The 24,910-nt window shown below is 61.0% G+C and carries 19 protein-coding genes; 6 read left to right on the top strand and 13 right to left on the bottom strand.

Features of this window, described 5'->3' with window-relative positions; translation table 11 throughout:
• The first annotated feature begins 147 nt into the window (after window positions 1-147).
• Complete coding sequence (locus tag HT737_RS18675; protein WP_182403602.1) at window positions 148-1,281, top strand: AGE family epimerase/isomerase; 1,134 nt, start codon at window positions 148-150, stop codon at window positions 1,279-1,281.
• Between the two features lie 130 nt (window positions 1,282-1,411).
• Here HT737_RS18675 and HT737_RS18670 read toward each other — a convergent pair whose 3' ends face one another.
• From HT737_RS18670 to HT737_RS18630, 9 genes are all read right to left on the bottom strand, one after another.
• Window positions 1,412-2,317: a cation diffusion facilitator family transporter gene (locus HT737_RS18670; RefSeq protein ID WP_182403600.1), complete on the bottom strand. Its 906-nt coding sequence runs from the start codon at window positions 2,315-2,317 to the stop codon at window positions 1,412-1,414.
• A 201-nt stretch (window positions 2,318-2,518) separates the two neighbouring features.
• Window positions 2,519-3,283: an SDR family oxidoreductase gene (locus HT737_RS18665; RefSeq protein WP_182403599.1), complete on the bottom strand. Its 765-nt coding sequence runs from the start codon at window positions 3,281-3,283 to the stop codon at window positions 2,519-2,521.
• Window positions 3,284-4,127: 844 nt separating this feature from the next.
• Window positions 4,128-4,844 carry an ABC transporter ATP-binding protein gene (locus HT737_RS18660; RefSeq protein ID WP_041065619.1) on the bottom strand — a complete coding sequence of 239 codons (717 nt, stop codon included), beginning with the start codon at window positions 4,842-4,844 and terminating at the stop codon, window positions 4,128-4,130.
• Window positions 4,841-5,713 carry an ABC transporter ATP-binding protein gene (locus tag HT737_RS18655; protein ID WP_041065624.1) on the bottom strand — a complete coding sequence of 291 codons (873 nt, stop codon included), beginning with the start codon at window positions 5,711-5,713 and terminating at the stop codon, window positions 4,841-4,843. Before HT737_RS18655 ends, HT737_RS18660 begins: the two co-directional genes overlap by 4 nt.
• Window positions 5,710-6,987 (bottom strand): high-affinity branched-chain amino acid ABC transporter permease LivM, encoded by a 1,278-nt coding sequence (gene livM / locus HT737_RS18650; RefSeq protein ID WP_374011184.1) that lies wholly within the window; start codon window positions 6,985-6,987, stop codon window positions 5,710-5,712. Before livM ends, HT737_RS18655 begins: the two co-directional genes overlap by 4 nt.
• 28 nt (window positions 6,988-7,015) lie before the next feature.
• Complete coding sequence (locus HT737_RS18645) at window positions 7,016-7,930, bottom strand: branched-chain amino acid ABC transporter permease (protein ID WP_027613532.1); 915 nt, start codon at window positions 7,928-7,930, stop codon at window positions 7,016-7,018.
• Window positions 7,931-8,171: 241 nt separating this feature from the next.
• Entirely contained in the window at window positions 8,172-9,305 is a 1,134-nt protein-coding gene (locus HT737_RS18640) for an ABC transporter substrate-binding protein (RefSeq protein WP_041065631.1), read from the bottom strand.
• A 368-nt stretch (window positions 9,306-9,673) separates the two neighbouring features.
• Window positions 9,674-10,957: an FAD-binding oxidoreductase gene (locus HT737_RS18635; protein WP_047290998.1), complete on the bottom strand. Its 1,284-nt coding sequence runs from the start codon at window positions 10,955-10,957 to the stop codon at window positions 9,674-9,676.
• A gap of 224 nt (window positions 10,958-11,181) precedes the next feature.
• Entirely contained in the window at window positions 11,182-12,672 is a 1,491-nt protein-coding gene (locus HT737_RS18630; protein ID WP_182403595.1) for an aldehyde dehydrogenase family protein, read from the bottom strand.
• 164 nt (window positions 12,673-12,836) lie between these two features.
• On the opposite strand from HT737_RS18630, the gene HT737_RS18625 reads away from it, so the two are divergent.
• The 3 genes from HT737_RS18625 to nadE all read left to right on the top strand — a co-directional run bounded on the left by HT737_RS18625 (window position 12,837) and on the right by nadE (window position 16,014).
• The gene (locus HT737_RS18625; RefSeq protein ID WP_047290996.1) at window positions 12,837-13,739 is read left to right on the top strand and encodes a LysR family transcriptional regulator; all 903 of its coding nucleotides are present in this window, start codon (window positions 12,837-12,839) and stop codon (window positions 13,737-13,739) included.
• 219 nt (window positions 13,740-13,958) lie between these two features.
• On the top strand, window positions 13,959-15,182 hold the full coding sequence (gene pncB, locus HT737_RS18620; RefSeq protein WP_182403593.1) for a nicotinate phosphoribosyltransferase: 1,224 nt from the start codon (window positions 13,959-13,961) through the stop codon (window positions 15,180-15,182).
• A 4-nt stretch (window positions 15,183-15,186) separates the two neighbouring features.
• Window positions 15,187-16,014 carry an ammonia-dependent NAD(+) synthetase gene (gene nadE, locus HT737_RS18615; protein WP_047290995.1) on the top strand — a complete coding sequence of 276 codons (828 nt, stop codon included), beginning with the start codon at window positions 15,187-15,189 and terminating at the stop codon, window positions 16,012-16,014.
• A gap of 149 nt (window positions 16,015-16,163) precedes the next feature.
• Here nadE and azu read toward each other — a convergent pair whose 3' ends face one another.
• A complete protein-coding gene (azu, locus tag HT737_RS18610) occupies window positions 16,164-16,610 on the bottom strand; it encodes an azurin (RefSeq protein WP_047290994.1) in 447 nt (148 codons plus the stop codon).
• 340 nt (window positions 16,611-16,950) lie between these two features.
• On the opposite strand from azu, the gene HT737_RS18605 reads away from it, so the two are divergent.
• Window positions 16,951-17,538 (top strand): TIGR00730 family Rossman fold protein, encoded by a 588-nt coding sequence (locus HT737_RS18605; protein WP_041065653.1) that lies wholly within the window; start codon window positions 16,951-16,953, stop codon window positions 17,536-17,538.
• Window positions 17,539-17,606: 68 nt separating this feature from the next.
• Entirely contained in the window at window positions 17,607-17,792 is a 186-nt protein-coding gene (locus tag HT737_RS18600) for a hypothetical protein (RefSeq protein WP_025111839.1), read from the top strand.
• Window positions 17,793-17,945: 153 nt separating this feature from the next.
• On the opposite strand, the gene HT737_RS18595 is transcribed toward HT737_RS18600, so the two are convergent.
• The 3 genes from HT737_RS18595 to HT737_RS18585 form a co-directional block, all read right to left on the bottom strand.
• On the bottom strand, window positions 17,946-18,836 hold the full coding sequence (locus tag HT737_RS18595; RefSeq protein WP_182403591.1) for a transglutaminase family protein: 891 nt from the start codon (window positions 18,834-18,836) through the stop codon (window positions 17,946-17,948).
• Window positions 18,836-21,322 carry a circularly permuted type 2 ATP-grasp protein gene (locus HT737_RS18590; RefSeq protein ID WP_182403588.1) on the bottom strand — a complete coding sequence of 829 codons (2,487 nt, stop codon included), beginning with the start codon at window positions 21,320-21,322 and terminating at the stop codon, window positions 18,836-18,838. Before HT737_RS18590 ends, HT737_RS18595 begins: the two co-directional genes overlap by 1 nt.
• Before the next feature lie 88 nt (window positions 21,323-21,410).
• Window positions 21,411-24,686 (bottom strand): transglutaminase family protein, encoded by a 3,276-nt coding sequence (locus HT737_RS18585; protein ID WP_182403586.1) that lies wholly within the window; start codon window positions 24,684-24,686, stop codon window positions 21,411-21,413.
• Between the last annotated feature and the right edge of the window lie 224 nt (window positions 24,687-24,910).

The following is a 24,910-nucleotide window of genomic DNA, read 5'->3' as shown; positions in this document are numbered from 1 at the left end:
AAGCCAGCTCCCACAGGTTTGTGGTTGATAACAATCCTTGTGGGAGCTGGCTTGCCAGCGATGACGGCCGATCAGACACCGAGACTCTAACAGCAGTCTCTCTGCTACCATGTCGCGCAATCGCCCCAGCCGTGACGACGTCCGCCAATGCCCCATGCTTGCCGCTCCACCTCCCTGCCCGAATTGACCGCCCTGTTCAGCGATGTGCAACAGCACTTTCTGAACGTGATCGTGCCGCTCTGGCAAGGCCCGGGCTGGAACGCCGACATGGCGCTGCCTTACGAGGCACTCGACGCGACGCATCAACCCTTGCCACCGCAACGCTACCGGGCGATGGCCTGCGCACGGCAGCTGTACCTGTTTTCCAGCCTGATCGGGGTTGTGGATAATGCCGAGGTGCGCGCCGCCGCGCTGTTCCGCTCGCTGCAACGGTACTTCCATGATGCCGAGCACGGCGGCTGGTTCTACAGCATCGACGCGCAAGGCCAGCCGCTGGATCAGCGCAAAGACCTCTACACCCACGCCTTCATCCTGTTCGCCTGCGCCCATTACTGGGCCAAGTCCCGCGAGCCTCTGGTGGAATCCACGCTCAACGCTGCACTGGAAGTGATCGGCCAGCGCTTCGCCACCGGCGATGGCTTGTACGAAGCGTACCTGGACCGCGACTGGAGCAACCTGCAAAGCGGTCCGCTGCAAAACCCGCTGATGCACCTGGCCGAAGCGTTCCTCGCCACCCTCGCCGTGCGCGAGGATGCGGCAACGCAGCACGCGCTCGTCGAATTATGCACAGGCATGCAGCAACACTTCGTCGATCCACAGCACGGCGTACTGATGGAGAAACCGCTGGGCGCTGTGGATAACTGGTACGAGCCAGGGCATCAGTTCGAATGGTATTTCCTGCTGGAGTCGTCATCACTGCTGCGCGGCTCGAAACTGCACACGGCGCTGGACCGGGCGTTCGCTTTCACCGAGCAATTTGGCGTTGAACACGCTTCAGGCGCGGTGCGGGCGATGCTCGATCTGCAACTGGATGGACGACCGAAAGATTCGACCCAGCGCATCTGGGCACAGGCAGAATATTTGCGCGCCCTGACCTTGCGTCCGGACAGCGAAGCCGCGGTGCTGCGCCAGTTGCAGGCGCTGCAGCAGCGTTTTCTGCATGCGGGCGGGTGGCATGAGTGCCGGGATGAGCTGGGCGAGGTCAGCCGCAAGGACATGCCTTCGACCACGCCTTATCACTTGGCGACATGTTATAGCGGGCTGGCTGAATACCTGAACTGAATGACTGAACTTATCCTGTGGCGAGGGAGCTTGCTCCCGCTTGAGTGCGCAGCACTCACAAAAATCCGGGGCCGCTTCGCAGCCCAGCGCGAGCAAGCTCGCTCGCCACAGGCGATTCAGCAGATCTGAATCAGGCAATCCACTTCTTGTCGCCGGTAAAGCTGATGGTCAACCAGCGCGCCGCATCCGGCTCGCCCAACTGTGCCGAGATCTCCTCGCGCAACGCATCCAGTTGTCTCACGCTGCGCAGCGCATAATCCGCCGGCAACACCACATGAATCTCGATGAACCGCGCCCGTCCGTGCTTCTGCACGTAGGTCACGTAATCGTCGAAACCGTGTTCGATCTTTGCCGCTTCCATGACCTGACGCACCTGGTCATCCAGCGTGTCCGGGGCAATACCCAGCACATCGCGCAGCGCCGGGCCGAGGATCTTGAACGCCGGCGGCAACATGGTCAGCGCCAGGACGATCAGGATCAGCGGGTCAACAAACTTCGCCCACTCCTCAAAGCCTTGGGCCTTGAGCAGCAGCGCGGCGAGAAAACTGATCAACAGGCCGACCGAGAGCATCGCGTCCACCAGCCAGCTGATGTTGTCGAACTGGATCAGGCTGGACTTGAGTTTGCGATTGCGCCGACGCACGTAGAAGAAATAGGCGAATTCAACGACGGTGAACACCGCCGCATAAATGATCACCAGCCCCAATTCGATGTCGCGGCCGCCGTTGATGATGCCGAACACACCGTTAAGAAACGCATAGATAGCGATCAACAGCAGGAAACTGCCTTCGATCAGCAGCACCATCGGCTCCAGATGCCAGAAACCGAACTGGAAGCGATGATTGCTTTCTTTGGCGATCAACCTGGCGGTGATCAACATCAGTACTTTGATGAACGTTGCGATCAGCGAGAAAAAACCATCGAAAAGGATGGATTGCGAACCTGAAACAAAACCGGTGACGATCCCGGCAATCGACACCGCGAACATCAGGATGGTCGATTGTTTGAGCAGCGACTGCTCACCTCGGTTACTCACGTAGCCTCCTCTAAAAACCCTTGAACCGCGGGGTGCGGTGGGGTTTGTCGGAGATGAGTTTACCTTATTGGCGGTTTTGCCCGGTTTTGTGGCGAGGGAGCTTGCTCCCGCTGGGGTGCGGAGCGCCCCCCGCTCTTCAGTTCAAAAAAAAGCGGGCCTGCTGCGCAGTCCAGCGGGAGCAAGCTCCCTCGCCACAGGGTCTTACGCCTTGTTACGCTCGATGGCAAACCCGGCCGAGGTCTGGCTCACCGGCATCAGCTCCAGGCTGTTGATGTTGATGTGTGCTGGCGCGTTGAGCACCCAGAAAATCGTTTCGGCGATGTCCTGCGGCTGGATCGGCTCGGCACCGGCGTAGGTGGCGTTGTAGCGTTCCTGGTCACCGGCAAAACGCACCAGCGAGAACTCGCTTTCGCACAGGCCCGGCTCGATGTTGCTGACACGCACGCCGGTGCCCTGCAGGTCGCAGCGCAGGTTCAGCGAGAATTGCTTGACGAACGCCTTGGTCGCGCCATACACGTGGCTGCCCGGGTACGGATAGTTACCGGCGATGGAGCCGAGGTTGACGATGCCGGCGCCACGGCCGTGAGCGATCAACCGTGGCAACAGCAGGCGGGTGCTGTACATCAGGCCTTTGACGTTGGTGTCGACCATGGTGTCCCAGTCGTCGAGGTCGCATTTCGGTGCAGGATCGACGCCCAGCGCGAGCCCGGCGTTGTTGATCAAGCCACGCAGCTTGGCGAACGACGGCGGCAGATTGGCAATTGCCTCTTCCATCGCCTTGCGGTCACGTACATCGAGTACCAGGCCATGCACTTCAGTCTGCTGCGACAGTTCGGCGCACAGGGCATTCAGACGCTCTGCACGACGACCGGTCAACACCAGTTTCCAGCCAGCCTCGGCGAAACGACGGGCACAGGCTTCACCAAAACCGGAGGTTGCGCCGGTAATAAACAGGGTGTTGGACATCGTGTTCTCCTTGCGTCGGCCGCCAGCGCAGCCATTGGAATAGAAAATCAGCAGCCAGCATGCCCGGCCCGGCATTTACGAGCAACACCCGCACCGGGACATATTCCGATCAAATTTTGATCAACCGTCGCTACGCCATACCTGCCGTGGCCTGTAGCCATGTGCACGCACGTTATCCACAATCCCTTCCACAGTTTCCGGGGGCAAGTAGAAACGCGCAAAGCCGCGCCACACAAGGCTTTGCGCGGGAAATAGAAAGTTTTTTGCTTGACCCTGAAGCCGCGGTTGTGCCGGAGATGGCATTTTGCACGACCGGCCGGTCAGTGCGGTGATTGCGCGAGGCCAGTAATTACGGCCCTCAGCGCGGTCTTTCCAGAGTTTAGTCACAGACTTATCCACAGGCTTGTTCACATGGAATTGCCTTTAGCGCGAGGCCTAGAAAAAGGTTGACAACAGCGTCTTCAGCTCCCGCAAAAACGCCTGATCAAAAAGCGATCACCCGCCTGCAAGCCACGTCACACAAGGGCTTCAGCCAGCTACTCCCACGTTATTCACAGCCAGCTCCACAGCAAACGGGGACAAGTCAAAACTGTGGAAAAACAGCCATTTGCAGCGTCTATATGTCGCGCTTTGACAGCGATGGGAATTTGTTTTCCACAATTTCAGAATGTGCTTGATGTCCTGGCTTGATTCCATGTAGGAGCTGCCGAAGGCTGCGATCTTTTGATGTTGTTTTGAAGATCAAAAGATCGCACCTTCGGCAGCTCCTACAGGGGTTGTGGTGGTTTGAGATGTAAAAGCCCCGGGACTCGCGTCGCCGGGGCTGTGTATGACAACGGTTTGGTCAGTGCCCGCCCAGATAAGCGTTACGCACCTCCTCGTTCACCAGCAGCTCTTTACCGGTACCGGTCAGGCGAATTTCGCCATTGACCATCACATACGCGCGGTCCGACAGCTTCAACGCATGGTTGGCGTTCTGCTCGACGAGGAAAATGGTCATGCCGGTTTTCGCCAGTTCACGCAGGGTGGCGAAGATCTGTTTCACCACGATCGGCGCCAGGCCCAGGCTCGGTTCATCAAGCAACAACAGCTTCGGCCGACTCATCAAGGCGCGGGCAATGGCGAGCATTTGCTGTTCGCCGCCGGACATGGTCATCGCCCGCTGAGTGCGGCGCTCTTCGAGCCGCGGGAACAGTTCGAACATGCGCTGCATGTCCTCTTTGGCGTACTTGTCGCCAATCGGGATGGTGCCCATCAGCAGGTTTTCCTCGACGGTCATGTCGGGGAACACCCGCCGCCCTTCTGGCGACTGTGCGATGCCATTGGAGGCGATGTAGTGCGAGGACTTGTGGGTGATGTCGATGCCTTGATAGAGGATCTGTCCGCCCGCCGCCCGTGGCTGGCCGAAGATCGACATCAGCAGCGTCGATTTGCCCGCGCCGTTGGAGCCGATCAGGCTGACCGTCTCGCCTTCGTTGATCTCAAGCGACACGCCTTTGAGGGCCTGGATCGGGCCATAGAACACGTCCAGGTCTTTGAGTTCGAGGATCGGTTTGCTCATACCAGTTCCTCTTCGTCGGCGCCCAGATAGGCGGCAATCACTTTCGGATCGTTGCGAATCGCATCGGGCCCGCCTTCGGCGATGACCACGCCGTGATCCAGCACCACGATGTGGTCGGAAATGCTCATGACCATGCCCATGTCGTGTTCGATCAGCACCACGGTCAGATCATGCTCGTCGCGCAGCAGCCGGATCATCGCGCTCAGCGCTTCGGTTTCCTGAGGGTTGAGGCCGGCGGCCGGTTCGTCGAGGCAGATGATCTGCGGTCGCGTGCACATGGCCCGGGCGATCTCCAGACGACGTTGCTGACCGTAGGACAGTTCACCGGCCAGGCGGTTGGCGCAGTCCACCAGATCGACCACTTCCAGCCAGTAGAACGCGCAGTCCAGCGCATCGCTTTCCGCTTTGCGGTAGCCCTTGGTATTGAGGATGCCGGCGAGCATGTTGCGGTTGACCCACATGTGCTGCGCCACCAGCAGGTTTTCCAGCACCGACATTTCCTTGAACAGGCGAATGTTCTGGAAGGTCCGGGCCAGGCCGGCGCGGTTCACCAAGTGCGTGCCACCAAACATCTTGTAATACAGGCGACTGAGGAAGCTTTTCGGCGAGACGAAGTCGGTCGGTTTGAACGACTCGCCCAGCAACTGGATGACGTTGGTCTGCTTGCCGCGCACGTTGAGTTCGATCTTGCCGCCGGAGGCCTTGTAGAACCCGGTCAGGCAGTTGAATACCGTGGTCTTGCCGGCACCGTTCGGCCCGATCAGGGCAAAAATCGAGTTGCGTTTGACCTTGAGGCTGACATCGCTCAAGGCCTTGATGCCACCGAAGTGCATCATCAGTTTTTCCACAGAGAGTACGACTTCACTCATGGCGCAGTCCTCTCATAGTGAATGGCACCTTTGCGTGGAGTGACCCCGGTACGGCTGATGCGGATCAGCCCTCGAGGTCGCCAGATCATCATCAACACCATCAGGATGCCGAACAGCAGCACGCGATATTCAGCGAAGCCGCGCAGCAGTTCCGGAGCAACCGTGAGCACGAACGCTGCGATCACCACGCCGATGGTCGAGCCCATGCCGCCGAGCACGACGATGGCGAGGATCAGCGCCGATTCAAAGAAGGTGAACGAGGTCGGGTTGACGAAGCCTTGATAGGTGGCGAAGAACACCCCGGCCAGACCTGCGGTCGACGCACCGATGGTGAACGCCGAGAGCTTGACCAGCACATGGTTCAGGCCCATCGAGCGGCAGGCGATTTCATCTTCGCGCAAGGCTTCCCAGGCGCGACCCACCGGCATTTTCACCAGTCGATGCTTGATGTACAGCACGGCCAGCACCACCAGGAACAACACCGTATAGATGAAGTAATACTTCACGTCCGGGTTGTAGGCGATGCCGAAAAACTCATGGAACGGTACCCCGCCATCCTTGGCCCGCTTGCCGAATTCCAGGCCGAAGAACGTCGGCAATGGCGCCGGCATGCCGTTCGGCCCACCGGTCAGCGACAACCAGTTGTTGAGGATCAGGCGGATGATTTCACCGAAGCCCAGGGTCACGATGGCCAGATAGTCACCGTGCAGACGCAGCACCGGAAAACCGAGGATGCAGCCGGCCAGGCCCGCGGTGATCGCCGCCAGCGGCAGCACAGTCCAGAAGCCCAGCCCGAGGTATTGATAACCGAGCGCCAGACCGTAGGCACCGATGGCGTAGAACGCCACGTAACCGAGGTCGAGCAGACCGGCGAGGCCAACCACGATGTTCAGCCCCAGCCCCAGCAGCACGTAGATCAGCCCGAGGATGACCACGCCCAACAGGTACGAGTTGGAGACAAACGGCACGATCACCGCCAGCACAATCAGCAGTGGAATGATCCAGCGCAGGCGTGATTTGTGATCGGCAGGCAGCACATGCACACCGGAACCGGTGCTCTCGAATCCGTCGAGGATCTTCAGGCCCTTGGGCGTCTGCAGAAACAGGCTCAAGGCAAAGCGGCCGATCATGACAATGCCGATGATCCAGGCCACGCGGGTTGGTTCGAGGTTGAAGCTGTAGCCGTCGAGCACGACACCGACAATCGGGCCGAACACGATCAAGGCAATAAGGCCGGCCAGAATCGCCTCAACCAGGCTTTTTTTGATATCGATGTTTTTTTTGAGTGGTTGAAGACATCGCTTACACCTTCGACACAAGAGGACGGCCCAACAGGCCCTGAGGCCGGAAGACCAGAACAAGTACGAGCAGCGAGAAGCTGAACACGTCTTTGTAGTCGGAGTTGACCAGGCCCGAGAACAGCGACTCGGAGATCCCGAGAATGATCCCGCCGAGCATCGCGCCGGGCAGTGAGCCGATCCCGCCGAGCACTGCGGCGGTGAACGCCTTGATGCCGATGACGAAGCCTGCGTAGAAGTCGAACGTGCCGTAGTTCATGGTGATCAGCACGCCGGCCAGAGCCGCCATCGCTGCACCGATGATGAACACGTAGGAAATCACCCGGTCGGTGTTGATTCCCAGGATCGAGGCCATCTTGCGGTCTTGCTGGGTGGCGCGGCACATGCGGCCGAGCTTGGTGTACTTGATCACGTAGGTCAGCAGGCCCATGCCGACGAACGCGGCCACCAGAATGAAGATCTTGGTGTAGGTCAACTGAACGAAACCGCTGCCGACGTCGATGCGCCAGGCACCGGTGAGCAACGTTGGAACACCCTGTTGGCGGGCGCCCTGGCTGATCTGGGCATAGTTCTGCAGGATCAGGGAGATACCGATGGCACTGATCAGCGGTGCCAGTCGGGTGGAGTTGCGCAGAGGTTTGTAGGCGACGCGTTCGATTACCCAGCCATAGACGCCAGTGACGACGATGGTGAACACCAGCGTGCCGAGCATCAACAGCGGGAAGGATTCGATACCGAAGTAAGCCAGCAGAGCCAGACTGATTGCCGCCAGGTAAGCGGAAATCATGTAAACCTCGCCGTGGGCGAAGTTGATCATGCCGATGATGCCGTAGACCATTGTGTAGCCGATGGCGATCAGGCCATAGACCGACCCGAGGGTCAGGCCGTTGACCAGTTGCTGCAGGAAAATACCATCCATAACGCAATCTCACGCAATGAGAACCTGCCCGCCGGGGCGGGCGGTTCTTCTAGGAAAAATACAGATTTACGTCGGAGCAATGTCAGAGCGCGATGAGCCCAGACCCACCGATCTCCTGTGGGAGCTGGCTTGCCAGCGATAGCGGCGGATCAGTCAACCTGTGTGTCGACTGACCTGACGCCATCGCGGGCAAGCCCGCTCCCACAGGTATTGGTGGGGATCAAGCTGATCGCGTCAGCCCTTACTTCTGTTTTTCCAGCTGATGGTATTTGCCACTCGCGTCCCACTGGTAAACCACGTAGTCGGACACTTTCAGGTCGCCTTTCTTGTCCCAGGCCTTCTCACCCATCACGGTTTTCACCGGGTTGGCCTTGAGCCATTCGGCGGCTTTTTCGCCACTGTTGGATTTGGCGCCGTTGAAGGCGGCCGCCAGGGTCTGAACCGACGCGTAGGCGTACAGGGTGTAGCCTTCAGGTTCGGTGCCGGCCTTGCGGAACGCATCGACCACGGTCTTGCTGTCTGGCAGCAGACGTGGGTCGGCGCCGAAGGTCATCAGCACGCCGTCAACGTATTGCGGGCCACCGGCGGTGGTCACCAGTTCGTCGGTGACGATGCCGTCGTCAGACATGAACTTCACGTCTTTCAGGCCTTCGGTGCGCAGTTGCTTGACCAGCGGCCCGGCTTCCGGGTGCAGGCCGCCGAAGTAGACCACGTCGGCACCGGCCGCACGGATCTTGGTGACCACGGCGCTGAAGTCTTTCTCGCCACGGGTCAGGCCTTCATACAGCACCGGCTTGACGCCACGCTTTTCCAGTTGAGCCTTGGTCGCATCGGCCAGGCCCTGACCGTAGGTGTCCTTGTCGTGCAGCACGGCGACTTTCTTGCCCTTGAGCACATCGACAATGTAATCGCCCGCGACGATGCCTTGCTGGTCATCACGCCCGCACATACGGAACATGGCGCTCAGGCCGCGCTCGGTCACTTGCGGGTTGGTGGAACCCGGGGTGATCGCGATAACACCGGCTTCGTCGTAGATTTCCGACGCTGGAATGGTGGAGGAAGAGCAGAAGTGACCGACCACACCGGCCACCTTCTGGTTGACCAGGTCCTTGGCAACCGTCACTGCCTGTTTCGGTTCGCAGGCGTCATCGCCCTTGACCAGTACGATTTTCTCGCCGTTGACGCCACCCGCCGCGTTGACCGCGTCCGCCGCCGCCTGTGCACCCTTCATGTACTGCTCGCCAAATGCCGCGTTGGCGCCAGTCATTGGACCCGCTACACCGATTTTCACATCAGCTTGAGCAAACGCAGAAACACCCAACGCAGTAGCCACTGCGAGGGCCAGAAAGCCTTTCTTGTAAAACGTCTGGGACATGAGGTGGTGCTCCAAGGTTTTTTTTAGTTGGCACTGCGACTTCACTTCACTGAATGCTCTGAGCAAGCGCCGTGCCATCGGTTTTTTATTCTTCAAAAAGTCGCTGCTTTCTTGTTATTTCGACTGTTTCGTTCCCATTTTCATTGGGCGTGCAACCGTCTAAACCGCGGAAGGTGAAACCTTTTTAAATCTCAGGCGCAACCCGCTTGCGCCATCATTGCAACCGCGGCACCAAACGACGTGCAACCAGCCTGTAACAGCTCGCGTCACCGAACTGCACACTGCTGGTGCGGGACTGCTACAACCCGCACCATTACAGGCTAGTCGCTACGCGCAAAAGCGCCGTGTTAAGCAACATATTTCAACACTCAGATGACGATGCGCAGGCACTGGCCCGCGTGATACAGCGAGAACCCGGCCTCGTACAGGCAACTGCGCAGGCCGACACCGGCCAGGGGCTGCATCGGTGCGAAGGGGATCGGCAAGGCTTGAGGATTTCCGTTACACAGATAGTCGGCGAAGGCTTTGCCGACCACAGTGCCAGTGGTCACGCCGCGACCGTTGTAACCGGTGACGGCCACCAGTCCCGGCGCCGGCTCGAACAGCCGCATCAGGTGATCGGGGGTAAAGGCGATGCGCCCGGTCCAGGTGCACTCCCACTCCACCGGTTTCAGGTTGGGGAAGTAATGCTGCTGCACCCGATCGGCCCAGGCCTTGAGGAACCACGCCGGTTTCTGGTTGCCGTTGCCCAGACTGCCGAGCAACAACCGGCCATCCTTGTCGCGGCGAATGCTGCTCAATACCTGCCGCGTGTCCCACGAGCCTTGCCCGCCGGGGAGAATGTCATGGGCGGCGTCTTCAGTCAGCGGCACCGAGGCGACCTGATAGTAGTAACCGGGGAAGAAGTTGCGCTTGAGTTCGGTCCAGTCGCCCTCGGTGTAGGCGTTGGAGGCGATCACCACTTGCTCGGCGAGCACCGAACCGTGCTCGGTCTGCACTGACCATTGCTGGCCCACGCGCTCGAGACGGCTCACCGGCGAATGATCGAACATCTGCCCGCCCAGCCCTTTCACCGCGTTGGCCAGTCCGGTGACATAGGCCATCGGGTTGAGCGTGCCGGCGCGGCGGTCGAGCAGCGCGGCAGCGATCTTTTGCGTGCCGGTGGCTTGCTCGCAGGCCTTGCCGGTGAGCAACTCGACGGGCGCCCCGCGACGCTTCCATTGTTGCTCGCGACTGCGCAGATCCGCTTCGCCCTTGGCGTTGTGCGCCATGTGCAGGGTGCCTTCGCGGCGCAACTGGCAATCGATGTTGTATTTATCCACAAGGCTGAACACCAGCGCCGGCGCCGCCCCGAGCATGCGGTTGAGCTGACTGCCGACCGCTTCGCCGAACCCGGCCTCGATCTCGTCCGGCGGGATCCACATGCCGGCGTTGACCAGCCCGACGTTGCGCCCGGAGCCGCCGTGGCCGGCTCGATGCGCTTCCAGCACGCAGACACTTTTGCCTTTTTCCAACAGATGCAGCGCCGCCGACAACCCGGTAAACCCGGCGCCGATCACGCAGACATCGACTTTGACCTCGCCCCGTAGCGCAGCGTTATCCGGGCGCTGCGGCGTGAGTTTTTCCCACAGACATTCTTCGCGTAACGGCATTGCCAGACTCCAACAGAAACCTGCCAAACACACTGCTGATCCTGTGGGATAAAGCCCTGTGGCGAGGGGATTTATCCCCGATCGGTTGCATAGCAACCGTAAAACCAGTGCATGCGGTGTATCTGAAACTCCGCGATTGCATGTTTTGGGGCCGCTGCGCAGCCCATCGGGGATAAATCCCCTCACCACAAAAGCCCGCTCCCAGGATCTGCGTCATTCCAAACTCAGTCGAAGGTAATCCCCTGCGCCAGCGGCAACTCCAGCGAGTAATTCACGGTATTGGTCTGCCGGCGCATGTACGCGCGCCAGGCGTCGGAACCCGATTCACGACCGCCACCGGTCTCTTTCTCGCCACCGAATGCGCCGCCGATTTCCGCGCCGCTCGGGCCGATGTTGACGTTGGCGATGCCGCAGTCACTGCCGACCGCCGACATGAACTGCTCGGCCTCGCGCACGTCGGTGGTGAAGATGCACGACGACAGGCCTTGCGGTACCGCGTTGTTCAGGCGTAGCGCTTCCTGGAAGTCGCTGTAGCCGACCACATAGAGAATCGGCGCGAAGGTTTCGCTGCAGACCACGTCGCTCTGCTCCGGCATTTCGACAATGGCCGGCGACACGTAATAGGCGTTGGGGAACTGCTCTTCGAGCTGACGCTTGCCGCCGAATACCCGCCCGCCCTCGCTCAGTGCCTGTTCCAGCGCGTCCTGCATGTTTTCGAAGCTGTGTTTGTCGATCAGCGGGCCGACCAGATTGCCTTCCAGCGGATGGCCGATGCGCACCTTGGCGTACGCGGCTTTGAGGCGGGTGACGATTTCTTCCTTCACCGACTCATGGGCAATCAGGCGACGCAGGGTGGTGCAACGCTGACCGGCGGTGCCGACCGCGCTGAACAGGATGGCGCGCACGGCCATGTCCAGATCGGCGCTCGGGCCGAGGATCATCGCGTTGTTGCCGCCCAGCTCAAGAATGCTGCGGGCGAAACGCGCGGCGACTTTCGGCGCCACTTCGCGGCCCATGCGGGTGCTGCCGGTGGCGCTGATCAGCGCGACACGCGGGTCATCCACCAGCGCTTCGCCAGCGTCACGACCACCGATGATCACCTGGCACAGGTGCGCCGGCGCATCGGTGAAGTTCTTCACCACACGGTCGAACAATGCCTGGCAGGCCAATGCGGTCAGCGGCGTCTTCTCCGACGGTTTCCACACCACCGGGTTGCCGCAGACCAGCGCCAGCGTGGTGTTCCACGCCCACACTGCGACCGGGAAGTTGAACGCACTGATCACGCCGACCACGCCCAGCGGATGCCAGGTTTCACGCATGTGGTGGCCCGGGCGCTCCGAGGCGATGGTCAAGCCGTACAGTTGACGCGACAGGCCGACGGCGAAGTCGCAGATGTCGATCATCTCCTGCACTTCACCGAGGCCTTCCTGGGTGATCTTGCCCGCTTCCCACGACACCAGCTCGCCGAGGTCAGCCTTGTATTCGCGCAGCACTTCGCCGAATTGACGCACCAGCTCACCGCGACGCGGGGCCGGCACCTTGCGCCACTGCTCGAACGCATGATCTGCGCGACTGATGTGCTGCTCGACTTCGGCCGGGCCTTCCCAGTTCACGGCGGCGATGCGGCTGCCGTCGATGGGCGAATGCACCGGCACTTTGCCGTTCTGGTACAGGGCCGGGTTCACACCAAGACGATCAAGCAATGCGGCAACCATGGGTCACTCCTCAAGCGAAAAACTGAATGTGTGCGGCCGAATGTTCACGACCGGGCAGGCCTTTAGTTGTAGCTTCCCGAAGGCAAGGCAACAAACGACCTTTACGCGAGATATCATTCCGTTTATTCATGCTGCGCATAGAAAGACAAGAAAAAGGATCACCCATGCTGAACAAACGCCACCTGCCGTCGATCACCGCGCTGCAGTGCTTCGAGGCCGTGACCCGGCACCTGAGCTTCACCCGGGCCGCCGAAGAGCTGAACCTGACCCAGAGCGCCGTCAGCAAGCAAGTGGCGCAGCTTGAGGAATTGTTGCAGCACTTGCTTTTCCGCCGGGTGCGTCGGCGTTTGCAGATGACCCCAGCCGGGGATTTGTACCTGGTGGAAGTCCGAAAAATCCTCACTCAGGTGGAAATGTCCACGCATTACCTGCGTTCCTACGGCGGCGAGACCGAAGTCCTGCGCGTTTCTACGCCTTCGACCTTCGGCGCGCGCTGGCTGGTTCCGCGTCTGAAAGGCTGGCGTCTGCGCCATCCGTCGATCCATCTCGACCTGTGCAACGAGCAGGAGGCAGATGACTTGCTGCAGGGGCGCAGCGATCTGGCGTTCTATTTCGGCCAGGGTTCGCGCCCCGGCACCGAATGCCTGAAGCTGTTCGGCGAAGAGCTGGTGCCGGTCTGCGCACCCGGCAGCCTGCCGGATCAGCCTTTCACCGACCCGACGCAACTGACCGATCTGGTGCTGCTGCAAAACGCCTCGCGGCCACAGGCCTGGCATGATTGGTTCGACAGTCAGGGTTACCACACCGAACACAGCTATCACGGGCCACGTTTCGAAACCTTTTACATGTGCATCCGCGCCGCCCAGGTCGGCTGCGGCGTGGCGCTGCTGCCACGGTTTCTGGTGGAAGAGGAATTGGCCGACGGCAAACTGGTCATTCCCTGGCAGCATGCCATGCCCAGTTCCGACGCCTATTACCTGGCCTATCCGGAGCATGCGGCGGAAGTGCCGAAGGTGCGCGATTTTGTGAAGTGGATGCTGGAGCAGATCGATAGCCCTGCGGTCTGAGCACTATCCTGTGGCGAGGGGATTTATCCCCGACGGGTTGCGCAGCGACCCCAAAAAACTCAAGAACGACGACTGCTTCGCAGTCAATCGGGGATAAACCCCCTCACCACAAATGATCTTCACCTGCCAAAAATTGCTGGCAATCTTCGTCCCTGATATGCGCCACTAGCACCATTGTTTGATACCGCGCCTTGCGCGGTGCACCTGGAGACCCCGTTTATGAGCGAGAGTGTGTTTGCCGATCGCATCGTGCAGAACCTGCTCGACACCGACTTCTACAAACTGACGATGATGCAGGCGGTGCTGCACAACTACCCCAACGTCGAAGTCGAATGGGAGTTTCGTTGCCGTAACAGTGAGGATCTGCGGCCGTATCTGGCCGAAATCCGCTACCAGATCGAGCGTCTGGCCGAGCTGAGCCTGAGCGCCGACCAGTTGAGCTTTCTCGAGCGCATCACCTTTCTGAAACCGGATTTCCTGCGCTTTCTCGGTCTGTTCCGTTTCAACCTGCGCTATTTGCACACCGGCATCGAGAACGGCGAGTTGTTCATTCGTCTGCGCGGTCCGTGGCTGCATGTGATCCTGTACGAAGTGCCGCTGCTGGCGATCGTCAGCGAAGTGCGCAACCGCTATCGCTACCGTGAAATCGAACTGGTGCAGGCGCGTGAGCAGCTGTATCGCAAGTTCGACTGGCTCAGCGCCAACGCCTCGGCCGACGAACTGGCGCAATTGCAGGTCGCCGATTTCGGCACCCGTCGGCGTTTTTCGTATCGCGTGCAGGAAGAAGTGGTGAACGTGCTCAAGCACGATTTCCCCGGGCGCTTCGTCGGCACCAGCAACGTGCACTTGTCCCGCGAACTGGGCATGAAACCGCTGGGCACCATGGCCCATGAATGGATCATGGCCCACCAGCAACTCGGCCCGCGGCTGATCGACAGCCAGATCGCCGCCCTCGACTGCTGGGTGCGTGAGTACCGTGGTTTGCTCGGGATTGCGCTCACCGACTGCATCACCACCGACGCCTTCCTCGGCGACTTCGATCTGTTCTTTGCCAAGCTCTTCGATGGTCTGCGCCACGACTCCGGGGATCCGGTGCAGTGGGGCGAAAAATGCATCGCTCACTACCACAAGCTCGGCATCGACCCGATGAGCAAGACTCTGGTGTTCTCCGACAGCCTGACCCTGCCCAAGTCGCTGGAGATCTTTCGCGCGCTGCACGGGCGGATCAACGTCAGCTTTGGCATCGGCACCAACCTGACCTGTGACATTCCGGGTGTCGAACCGATGAGCATCGTGCTTAAAATGACCGCCTGCAACGGCCAGCCGGTGGCGAAGATCTCCGACGAGCCCGGCAAGACTCACTGTAAAGACCCGAATTTCGTCGCCTATTTGCGACATGTGTTCCAGGTTCCTGCCGTTTCCAGCCTATCTAGCAAGGAGTGAATTCATGCAAGCCGTACAGCGTGAGATTGCTGAACAGCTCAAGGTGCAACCGCCATTCGCCGGGCATCAGGCCCTCGAAGCGGAAGTCGCCCGACGCATCACCTTTATCCAGGATTGTCTGGTCAATTCCGGCCTCAAGACCCTGGTGCTGGGCATCAGCGGCGGTGTCGACTCGCTGACCGCCGGTCTCTTGGCCCAGCGTGCCATGCGTGAGCTGCGCGAGCGCACTGGCGACAACGCCTACAAGTTCATTGCCGTGCGCCTGCCGTACGAAACCCAGTTCGATGAACACGACGCCCAGGCTTCGGTGGACTTCATCGCCCCGGACGAGCGCCACACGGTCAACATCGGCCCGGCAGTGAAGTCGCTGGCCAGTGAAGTGGCGGCGTTCGAAGGCAAACACGCGGTGTCGGTGGATTTCGTGCTCGGCAACACCAAGGCGCGGATGCGCATGGTCGCCCAGTACACCATCGCCGGCGCGGCCCACGGGCTGGTGATCGGCACCGACCACGCGGCGGAAGCGGTGATGGGCTTCTTCACCAAGTTCGGCGACGGCGCCTGCGACCTGGCCCCGCTCAGCGGTCTGGTGAAAAACCAGGTCCGGGCGATTGCCCGCAGCTTCGGCGCGCCGGAATCGCTGGTGGAAAAAGTGCCGACCGCGGATCTGGAAGACCTGTCGCCGGGCAAACCGGACGAAGCGTCCCACGGCGTGACCTACGCCGAGATCGACGCCTTCCTGCACGGCGAGCCGGTACGTCAGGAAGCGTTCGACATCATCGTCAACACCTACAACAAGACCCATCACAAACGGGTCATGCCGTTTGCGCCGTAAGTTGCGCTGATACCTGTAGGAGCTGTCGAGTGAAACGAGGCTGCGATCTTTTGATCTTCAAAAACAACCTCGAAAGATCGCAGCCTGCGGCAGCTCCTACAGAAAACAGAAAAGCGTCCCGAGGGACGCTTTTTTTGTGCCTGCAGCCATTACTTCACGGCAATGGTGCCTTTCATCATCGAGATGTGGCCCGGGAACGAGCAGAAGAAGCCGTAGTCAGTGCCAGCGGTCAGCTTCGATACGTCGATGGTCAGCGAGTCTTTCTCGCCGGCACCGATGATTTTGGTGTGAGCGATAACGCGCTCGTCGCCGTCTTTCAGGTAGTTCTTGTCGATGCCAGCGGCCAGGCCATCGGTGGCGATCGGCTGCATGTCAGCGGTTTTGCTGACCACCAGGTTATGGCCCATGACGTTCTTCGGCAGGCTGCCGGAGTGGGTCAGTTCGACGGTGAAGGTCTTGCAGCTCTTGTCGATCACGATCGACTGGGTGTTGAAGGACATCTGATCGGTGGAATCAACGGTGGTTTTGCACTCGGCAGCCATCAATTGGCTGCTGGCCAGCGCCAGCAGGGATACCGCAACAACTTTGGAAAACATGGTGAATCTCCAAGGCAGGGTTAACAAAAACACGAATGATGGAAAGACTGCCTGAAATCTTCGCAAGTTCCTATGACTTGAGTCAAAAATTGTATACAACTTTCAGGCTATGACACTCATCGAAACAATCTACCGGCCAGATTTCCCGGCCGGGCCTATGATCGGCGCATCTACTGAAACGGAGTGCCTGTCATGTTCTTTAACGGTCTGTTGTGCAGTTTGCTCGCCGCCTACGCCTGTGGCGCCAGCGGTACCTTTGAATCACCGGAACGCGAAGTTTAGTCCTTGGATCAAGGCGTGCCAGCCATTACCCTGTGACGGATTGACCCAGGAGGAAGGCATGTCTCTCACATCCGTTTGTGTTTTTTGCGGTGCCAACGCCGGCACTGATCCGGCTTACACCGAAGCCGCCAAGGCCCTTGGCCGCGCGCTGGCCGAGCGTCAGCTGACGCTGGTTTACGGCGGTGGCGCCGTGGGCCTGATGGGCCTGGTGGCGGACGCCGCGCTGGCCGCTGGCGGCGAAGTGATCGGGATCATTCCGCAAAGCCTGATGGACAAGGAAATCGGCCACAAAAGCCTGACCCGTCTCGAAGTGGTCGATGGCATGCACGCGCGCAAGGCGCGCATGGCCGAGCTGAGCGATGCGTTCATCGCGTTGCCCGGCGGCCTCGGCACGCTGGAAGAGCTGTTCGAAGTCTGGACCTGGGGTCAGCTCGGCTACCACGGCAAACCGCTGGGGCTGCTGGAAGTGAACGGTTTTTACAGCAAACTCACCGCTTTTCTCGACCATATCGTCGGCGAAGGCTTCGTTCGCGCGCCACACCGTGACATGCTGCAAGTGAGCGAATCGCCCCAAACCCTGCTCGACGCCCTCGATCAGTGGAAGCCGACCGTCACGCCCAAGTGGGTCGACCAAAAACCCGGCTAACCGCCAGGCACCGATACAGGGCAGAATACGCGCCGCTCAACCTCACCTTCGACCCCAGAGGATCGCCCATGGCCAAACCCAATTACTCCTTCGCCAAACGTCAACGAGACCTGGCAAAGGAACAGAAGAAAGAGGAAAAGCTTCAGCGCAAGAAACAGATGGCTGAAGAAGCGGCACTGAACCCTGACGGGGAAGTGGCGACTGACAACGATGATGATGTTGATGCACCGAAAGACCAGGCGCCCGACGCCTGAGCTGATTGCTGATTCGCTCCCGGAGGGAGCGATCTGTGGTGAGGGAGCTTGCTCCCGCTGGGTTGCGCAGCGACCCCAAATTGTTTTGCGACTGCTTCGCAGTCGAGCGGGAGCAAGCTCCCTCGCCACATTGGCTCCCGCCAGTGAAATTCCTTACTCCAATGGCATCACCGTGACCCGCACTTCCGGATCATGCGAACCGCCCCCCAGAATCACCCCGCGCAACGGCGACACATCGGAAAAATCCCGGCCCCACGCCAGGGTGATGTGCTCCAGCGCCGGCTGCACGTTGTTGGTCGGATCGAAATCCACCCAGCCCGATACCGGACAGAACACCGAGACCCACGCATGTGACGCATCAGCGCCGATCAGTCGTGGCTGGCCCGGCGGCGGCTGGGTCAGCAGATAGCCGCTGATGTAACGCGCCGCCAGCCCCCGTGAACGCACGCACGCAAGCATCAGGTGCGCGAAGTCCTGACACACGCCGCGCCGGCGCTCCAGCACCTCGACCAGCGGTGTCGCCACTTGCGTCGCCTCGGCGTCGAAAGTGAATTCGCTGAAAATCTTCTGCATCAAATCCTGCACGCCCAGCAACAGGGGCTTGCCCGGAGGAAAACAGCTTTCGGAGAATTCGACGAAGCTGCGCTTCAAATGCACGTAGGGTGACTGAAAGCGATAGCGACAAGCCTCCAGCAATTCGGCGGACAACGGCTGGCTGCTGTAGGTCAGCGCATTGCGCGTCTGCTCCCACGCCGGGGACAGATTGAAGTCCGCCAGCGGTCGCGCCAGCACTTCAACCGTGAGCCGGGCGTTGACTTGCAACTCGTCGTGCGGGCGCTCGAAGGCCAGCCGGGTCAGCGGATTGCCGAACACATCCAGCTCATCGCGCCGCGTGGTCGGCTGCGGGCTGATCAGCAATTGCTGCTCGGTGCAGCGCTGCCATGCGCACTCACGCGGCCACAGGTGCGCCAATTGCTGCGCCAGCGACACCGGGCTGTCGTAGTGGTAACAGGTGTCGTGGAGGATCTGGTAAAGGGCGCTCATCAGACGGACACCGTGCGCTGGCTGACATCATCGACATGGGCAAAGTGGCGCAGCGCCAGACGATCGGACACCTGAGCGCTGGCCTCGGCAATCGCTTGCAGCAGATCCGCCAGACCGTCGAGCGCCGCACGCACGCTGTTCTCCCCGAATAGCGGGTTCTCCAGACAGCCCAGATCGAACCGCGCCAGACGCTCGACCAACTGCGGCAATCCGGCCTCGCGAGGCACGCCGAAATCATCATTCAATCGCTTGAGCGTGCGGGTCACCAGTTTCAACTGAAACAGCACCGCGTGCGGGTTCTGCTCATCCAGCAGCAACAGGTCGAGCACCGGAATCAACTGCGCCACCGCCAGATATCGCGAACGGTAAGTGATGCTGCTGTTGCCCAGTTCCAGCAGCCATTCCAGCCCGGCCTGATCGAACGCCCCGACACCGCGCAGAAACGCCGCCAGACTGCTGCTGAGAAACTGCAAACGTTCGATGCGCCGGCCGATCATCAGAAAGCGCCAGCCTTCGTCGCGGGTCATGTCGTCGAGGGCAAACCCGGACAATGCCGCCAGTGACATCACCAGCCGGTTGAGGAAATCCAGCAACTCGCCGAAGTCCGGCTCCTCGGTGTCCAGTTCCAGCGCCTCGCGCTGCAACTCGACCAACGCCTGCCAGTTCTCCCGCGAAAGCTTGCCGCGTACCTGCGAGGCCGCCCACTGCAAGCGCTGCAGGTTGGAGCGCAGGCTGAACGACCAGTCCTCGCCGAGCAGCGCCGCCAGCAGGCGCTCCGGCAACTCGCCCTCCTCCGGCAGTAACATCAGACGCTCGCCCAGCGCCACGGCGGCCTGCAAGGCTTGCGGATCATCACCATCGACATACCGCGCGAGCATGATCCGCAGCAGTCGCGCACTGTCGTCACAACGCTCGCAGTAACGGCCGAACCAGAACAGGTTCTCCACCACCCGCGAGGGCAGGTACGGATCGCGGCGCACCAGATCGTGTACGCCGACGTTACGCTGGGTTTTCCATTGTTCGCCACTCGGCGCACGCTCGCCCAGCACCCAAGTGTCCTTGCTCGCGCCACCGCGCTGCATCGACACCACTTCGGCATCGGCCTCGGCGGCCACCCGGGTCAGGCCACCGGGCAGCACGCGATAGCCATCGCGACTGGCCACGGCGTACATGCGCATGCCGATGGCTCGCGGTTGCAACTGGCCGTCTTCGGCTTGCCAGATCGGCGCCTGGGACAGCTGCGCCAACTCTTGCGCGACGTAGGCGTATGGCCGCGCCTGCATGCGCTCGGCGAGCGCCTGACGCTGTTGTTCACTCAGATCGCGGCCGAATACCGGCGCGAAGCTTTGTGAGGGGAACGCCGGTTTGATCAGCAGCTCCGGCAGTTTTTCCAGCGCCTGCGCCAGCACCGGCGCTTCGCCGCACCACCAGGTGGCGATGGACGGCAGCAGCAGTTCTTCGCCGAACAGGTACTGATTGATCTTCGGCAGAAATCCGAGCAATCCCGGCGACTCCAGCACGCCGCTGCCCAACGCATTGGCCACCAGCACCCGGCCCTGACGCACCGCTTCCAGCAAGCCGGGCACCCCGAGTGCCGAGTCGGTGCGCAGCTCCAGCGGGTCGCAGAAGTCATCGTCGAGCCGGCGCATGATCGCGTGCACCCGGCGCAGACCGCTGAGGGTTTTCAGGTACACCGTGGCGTCGCGCACCGTCAGGTCGCCGCCCTCCACCAGCGGATAACCGAGCTGACGCGCCAGATAAAGATGTTCGAAGTAGCTTTCGTTGAAGCGCCCTGGCGTGAGCAACACCACCAGCGGCGCGTCATCAGCACACGGCGCCTGACGCGCGAGGGTTTCCTGCAGGGTGCGAAAGAATCCGGCCAGATGCTGCACCTTCAGATCGCGGTACAACTCGGGAAACGCCCGCGAAACGATGGTGCGGTTTTCCAGCGCATAACCGGCGCCCGACGGCGCCTGGGTACGATCCGCCGTAACCCACCAGCGCCCGTCCGGCGTGCGCGCCAAGTCCACGGCATACAGATGCAGAAACGCCTCTTCCGGTGGCGCGATGCCCTGACAGGGCCAGAGAAAATTGTTGTGGCCGAACACCAGCTCCGCCGGCAACAGCCCTTCGCGGATCAGCCGCTGCGGCCCGTACAGATCCGCCAGTACCGCGTTGAGCAAACGCGCACGCTGGGCAATCCCTGTCGACAGGTGCTGCCATTCATCAGCAGCGATCACATGCGGCAGCAGGTCCAGCTCCCACGGTCGGTCAGCGCCCTTCGGATCGGCGTAGACGTTATAAGTGACCCCGTTTTCCTGAATCTGTCGGGCGAGCAACGCCTGCCGCTGCACCAGTTGCGCCGGGGTGCTGCGCTGCAATTGATCGAACAGCCGCCGCCAGTGCGGGCGCACTTCCCCGCTGTCATCCAGCAGTTCGTGATAAGTGCCCGCAGTGCGCGGGTAGCGGTCTAGCAGGTCAGGCATGGAAAGCTCGGCAGACAGCAGGGAACGGTCAGACTAACGCAGGCACATGACGTGCGGATATACGAAAAATCCGCATGTCGTGCAGGACTTAGAAACGTCGCAAATCGAGCGTCATCGGCAACTCGTCGGAGATTGTCAGGTTGGGTATCGGAAGTTTCCCCGGCGTGTGTCCGATGCGGAAAAATCGCGCCATGCGCCGGCTCTCCGCCTCGTTGGCGTTGACCGGCAACGTTTCGTAATTGCGCCCGCCCGGGTGCGCCACGTGGTACTGACAGCCCCCTAGCGAACGCTGCATCCAGGTGTCGAGCAGATCGAACACCAGCGGCGCGTGCACCGGGATGGTCGGTTGCAGGCAATTGGCCGGTTGCCAGGCCCGGAAGCGCACACCGGCGACGAACTCGCCGATGCGCCCGGTCGGTTGCAGCGGCACCGGGACGCCGTTGCAGGTCAGCAGATAACGCTGCGGCGGCAGGCCGTTGAGTTTGATCTGCAAACGCTCCAGCGACGAGTCGACATAGCGCACCGTGCCCCCCGCCGTACCTTCCTCGCCCAGCACATGCCAAGGCTCCAGCGCCTGACGCAGCTCCAGTTCGATGCCGTTGACGGCGTAATCGCCGACCTTGGGAAAACGGAATTCCAGGTGCGCGGCGAACCATTCGGCGCGCAGTGGGTAACCGGCATTGTTCAGTTCGACGATGACGTCGGCGAAGTCCTGCTCGATAAAGTGCGGCAGCATGAAACGGTCGTGCAGCTCGGTGCCCCAGCGCGCCAGTTTCGGCGGTGCATAAGGCTCGCGCCAGAAACGTGCGACCAGCGCGCGCAGCAACAACTGCTGGGCCAGGCTCATGCGCGCGTGGGGCGGCATCTCGAACGCGCGCAGCTCCAGCAGACCAAGACGCCCGGTCGCGCCATCCGGCGAATACAATTTGTCGATGCAGAACTCGGCGCGGTGAGTGTTGCCGGTGACGTCAATCAGCAGATTGCGCAGCAGGCGATCCACCAGCCACGGCGCGCACTCTTGGCCCGGTTCAGGCATCTGCGCGAAGGCGATTTCCAGTTCGTACAAGGCGTCATTGCGGGCCTCATCAACACGCGGAGCCTGCGAAGTCGGGCCGATGAACAACCCGGAAAACAGGTAGGACAGCGACGGGTGGTTGTGCCAGTAGCTGATCAGACTGCGCAGCAGATCCGGACGACGCAGGAACGGTGAGTCCGCCGGGGTCGCGCCACCGAGGACGAAATGGTTGCCACCGCCGGTGCCGGTGTGGCGCCCGTCGATCATGAACTTCTCGGTGGTCAACCGTGTCTGTCGCGCCTGTTCATAGAGAAACTCCGTGCGTTCGACCAGTTCGTCCCACGTCGCCGATGGCTGCACGTTGACCTCGATCACCCCCGGGTCCGGGGTGATACGGAAGTTGCTCAGGCGCGGATCACTGGGTGGCTCGTAACCTTCCAGCAGCACCGGGCAATGCAGCTCTTCGGCGGTAGCCTCGATGGCCGCCACCAGCTCCAGATAATCCTCGAGCCGCTCCAGCGGCGGCAGGAACAGATACAGACGCCCTTCACGCGCCTCGGCGCAGAACGCGGTGCGGGTCAGCCAGTCGGCGGACTCGTCGATTGTCGGCGCACGTTCGTCGGTTGTGGCGGGTTCGGCATGACTGTTGAGCTGCGCGGTGTCCGGCAGCTCGGGGAAGGCCTGATTCGGATCGTTGGGATGAATGAACGGATACTCGGCGGCCTTCACCCACGGCTGCGAACCGAGCGGCAGACGGTAACCCAGCGGCGAGTCCCCCGGCACCAATCGGCAATGCTCGTCGCGCAGATACCAGCGCCCACTCTGCCATTGATCACCCTTGGCGGTGCGCGCCAGCGGCAGCACCTGACCGATCACTTTATCCAGGCCCTGACTGAAGACCTTGCGCAGACGTGCGCGCTCCAGCGGCTCTTCAAGTCGCGAATCTTCAGCGCTGACATTGCTCGGCAATGCGCCCTCGCGCCAGAGGTAATAAAAATTGTCTTCGTAGGCCGGAAACACGAAACGTGCAGGCAGTTTCAGGCGTTCGGCAACACTCGCGAGAAAGCGTCCCGCCAGTTCACCATCGGCGCCGTAGTCCTGTTGCTCATCGGCGATCAGCGCACTGTTGTGCCAGATCGGCACGCCATCACGGCGCCAATAACCATTGAGCGACCAGCGCGGCAATTGCTCGCCCGGGTACCACTTGCCCTGACCGAAATGCACCAGACCTTTCGGCGCGTAGTGCTGGCGCATGCGCTGGAACAGTTCGGCGGAGAGGCGACGCTTGTCCGGGCCCAACGCTGCAGTGTTCCATTCGGCGCCGTCCGGGTCGTCGATAGAGACGAAGGTCGGCTCGCCGCCCATGGTCAGGCGCACATCACCTTCCAGCAGGTCGGCATCAATCTGCCGCCCCAACGCCTGAATCGCCAGCCACTGCTCATCGGTGTAGGGCTTGGTCACTCGTGGCGCTTCCCAGATCCGCTCGACCGACATTTCGTGGCTGAACTGGCATTCGCACGGCTCGACCAGACCACTGATCGGCGCAGCTGAGGAAGGATCGGGACTGCAGGCCAGCGGGATATGCCCTTCACCGGCGAACAGCCCGGACGTGGCATCCAGACCAATCCAGCCAGCGCCCGGCAGGTAAACCTCGCACCACGCGTGCAGGTCGGTGAAATCGACGTCGGTGCCGGACGGGCCGTCGAGGCTTTTCACGTCGGCGGTCAGTTGAATCAGGTAGCCGGAGACAAACCGCGCGGCCAGTCCGAGGTTGCGCAACAACTGCACCAACAGCCACGCTGAGTCGCGGCAAGAGCCGGACGCCTGTTCGAGGGTGTGTTCCGGGGTTTGCACGCCCGGTTCCATGCGGATCAGGTAGCGGATGTCTTCGCTGAGACGCTGGTTGAGCATCACCAGGAAATCCACCGCCGGCAGCGGCGTGCGATCAATGCTCTCCAGATAGGTTTTGAAGGCTGGGGTCAGCGGCAGGGTTTCGAGGTACGGCGCCAATTCCTTGCGCTCATCTGCGGCGTAACTGAAGGGGATTTTCTCGGCATAGGGTTCGAGGAAGAAGTCGAACGGGTTGAACACCGCCATCTCGGCCAGCAGATCGACCTCGATGCGCAATTCGTTGGTTTTCTCGGGGAACACCAGACGCGCGAGGTAATTGCCCTGAGGATCCTGCTGCCAGTTGATGAAGTGCTGCTCGGGCGAGACCTTCAGCGCATACGACAAGATCCGCGTGCGGCTGTGGGCGGCCGGACGCAGGCGGACGATCTGCGGGCCGAGTTCGACAGCGCGGTCGTAGCGGTAATGCGTGACGTGATGCAATGCGACATGAATCGACACGGCGTGCCTCCTGCGAGCCTAAGCGTATTCGAAAGCGCGCAAGACTTATGCCATGCAGGGGCTTGGGCGCTTTCCCGGAATGCTCAAGGCAGTACAGCACCAAAATCGGGCGATGCGGGGAAATGGATTGAGGAAGTTGCGCCTAAATGTGGCGAAGATCAAAAAGATCGCAGCTGCGGCAGCTCCTACAGGGGAAAACGCATGACCCGATGTAGGAGCTGCCG

It is taken from the genome of Pseudomonas sp. MD195_PC81_125 (genome assembly GCF_014060985.1).
In the GTDB taxonomy this organism is placed as follows: domain Bacteria; phylum Pseudomonadota; class Gammaproteobacteria; order Pseudomonadales; family Pseudomonadaceae; genus Aquipseudomonas; species Aquipseudomonas parakoreensis.
The sequence above is the reverse complement of the archived record's forward strand: the minus strand, read 5'-3'. Positions and strand labels throughout refer to the sequence as shown.

What these genes read in the sequence shown, in the direction of transcription:
- HT737_RS18635 (WP_047290998.1), bottom strand. Translation starts at nt 10,957, where the DNA reads ATGCCGTTACGCGAAGAATGTCTGTGGGAAAAACTCACGCCGCAGCGC.
- HT737_RS18605 (WP_041065653.1), top strand. Translation starts at nt 16,951, where the DNA reads ATGTCTCTCACATCCGTTTGTGTTTTTTGCGGTGCCAACGCCGGCACT.
- HT737_RS18630 (WP_182403595.1), bottom strand. Translation starts at nt 12,672, where the DNA reads ATGGTTGCCGCATTGCTTGATCGTCTTGGTGTGAACCCGGCCCTGTAC.
- HT737_RS18625 (WP_047290996.1), top strand. Translation starts at nt 12,837, where the DNA reads ATGCTGAACAAACGCCACCTGCCGTCGATCACCGCGCTGCAGTGCTTC.
- HT737_RS18655 (WP_041065624.1), bottom strand. Translation starts at nt 5,713, where the DNA reads ATGAGTGAAGTCGTACTCTCTGTGGAAAAACTGATGATGCACTTCGGT.
- pncB (WP_182403593.1), top strand. Translation starts at nt 13,959, where the DNA reads ATGAGCGAGAGTGTGTTTGCCGATCGCATCGTGCAGAACCTGCTCGAC.
- HT737_RS18645 (WP_027613532.1), bottom strand. Translation starts at nt 7,930, where the DNA reads ATGGATGGTATTTTCCTGCAGCAACTGGTCAACGGCCTGACCCTCGGG.
- nadE (WP_047290995.1), top strand. Translation starts at nt 15,187, where the DNA reads ATGCAAGCCGTACAGCGTGAGATTGCTGAACAGCTCAAGGTGCAACCG.
- azu (WP_047290994.1), bottom strand. Translation starts at nt 16,610, where the DNA reads ATGTTTTCCAAAGTTGTTGCGGTATCCCTGCTGGCGCTGGCCAGCAGC.
- HT737_RS18595 (WP_182403591.1), bottom strand. Translation starts at nt 18,836, where the DNA reads ATGAGCGCCCTTTACCAGATCCTCCACGACACCTGTTACCACTACGAC.
- HT737_RS18640 (WP_041065631.1), bottom strand. Translation starts at nt 9,305, where the DNA reads ATGTCCCAGACGTTTTACAAGAAAGGCTTTCTGGCCCTCGCAGTGGCT.
- HT737_RS18675 (WP_182403602.1), top strand. Translation starts at nt 148, where the DNA reads ATGCCCCATGCTTGCCGCTCCACCTCCCTGCCCGAATTGACCGCCCTG.
- HT737_RS18590 (WP_182403588.1), bottom strand. Translation starts at nt 21,322, where the DNA reads ATGCCTGACCTGCTAGACCGCTACCCGCGCACTGCGGGCACTTATCAC.
- HT737_RS18665 (WP_182403599.1), bottom strand. Translation starts at nt 3,283, where the DNA reads ATGTCCAACACCCTGTTTATTACCGGCGCAACCTCCGGTTTTGGTGAA.
- HT737_RS18600 (WP_025111839.1), top strand. Translation starts at nt 17,607, where the DNA reads ATGGCCAAACCCAATTACTCCTTCGCCAAACGTCAACGAGACCTGGCA.
- HT737_RS18660 (WP_041065619.1), bottom strand. Translation starts at nt 4,844, where the DNA reads ATGAGCAAACCGATCCTCGAACTCAAAGACCTGGACGTGTTCTATGGC.